2 protein-coding genes are annotated in these 1014 nt (G+C 62.6%); both read right to left on the bottom strand.

The window, feature by feature from the left end:
* On the bottom strand, window positions 1–719 hold a 719-nt coding region (locus B059_RS0118395), incomplete at its 3' end, for a tyrosine-type recombinase/integrase (RefSeq protein ID WP_018079687.1).
* On the bottom strand, window positions 712–1014 hold a 303-nt coding region (locus B059_RS19805), incomplete at its 5' end, for a site-specific integrase (RefSeq protein WP_038059385.1). The genes B059_RS19805 and B059_RS0118395, both read right to left, overlap by 8 nt.

Below are 1014 nucleotides of genomic sequence, written 5' to 3'. Positions count from 1 at the left end.
AGAGCAACATTGGTGCGTGTCATCGCATGACCATTGCGGTTTGGCAGCAGGGGCGATGCCATCTCGAACTGCGGGTTCAATCTCAGCCAGGCCCGGACTGCCTTGACGGTCGAGCGCCACAGCGGAACGCTGCGCTGCTTGCGGCCTTTGCCATGCAGGTGGACGCAGGCAGCGCCATCATCGAGCACCACCTCGCCGACCTTGACCCCAGTGATCTCAGACACGCGCGCCCCGGTGTTGTAAAGCAGCAGGAACATCACATGGTCCCGCTGCCCAATCCACGTTCCATCCTGCGTATCGATCACCGCCAGCATCTCCTCGCGAGACAGATAGCCGAACATCGGGCGCTCGAAGCGCTTCACCGGAACGCCCAGTGCCCGTTCGATCACCTGTAGTGACGCCACGTCCCGGTGCGCAGCGAACTTCAGGAACGACCGCAGGGCCGCCAGGCGTGCATTGCGACTGCGCACGGAATTGTGCCGCTGGCGCTCCAGATGATCGAGGAAGGCCATGATGAGTTCCGGTGTGATGTCGGCCAGCGCCATTGTGACCGGCGACTTGCCCAGGCGCGATTCGGCAAAGCCGAGGAAGAGCACGAAGCCATCGCGATAGGCGGCGATGGTCTGCGCACTGAGCGCCCGCTGCTGGGTCAGATACTCGGCGAAGTAGGCTTGTACGAGTGCGGCGAATGAGGGGGATGCCTTGGGTTGCTTACTCATCGCTATCTCCCACAAGATCGGCGAAGCGCTCGAACTTGCCACCGGCCAGGGCCATCAACTCGGGAACGGCCGTGAGATACCAGTAGGTGTAGAAGATCTCGGCGTGGCCCATGTAGGTCGACAGCGCCAGCATCATCTGGTCGATGTCGGTGCCATCGGCATGCCAGAGCATCATGCGCCGGACCGCGAAGGTGTGGCGCAGATCATGAAGCCGTGGCGCCGCATGTGCGCCGCGATTCACCCAGCCCAGGCTGTCGCGCACCATGTTGAAGACACGATGAGCCTGACGTTCCCC

Source organism: Thiobacillus denitrificans DSM 12475, assembly GCF_000376425.1.
In the GTDB taxonomy this organism is placed as follows: Bacteria; Pseudomonadota; Gammaproteobacteria; order Burkholderiales; family Thiobacillaceae; genus Thiobacillus; species Thiobacillus denitrificans.
This window is presented reverse-complemented; position numbering and strand designations above follow the sequence as displayed.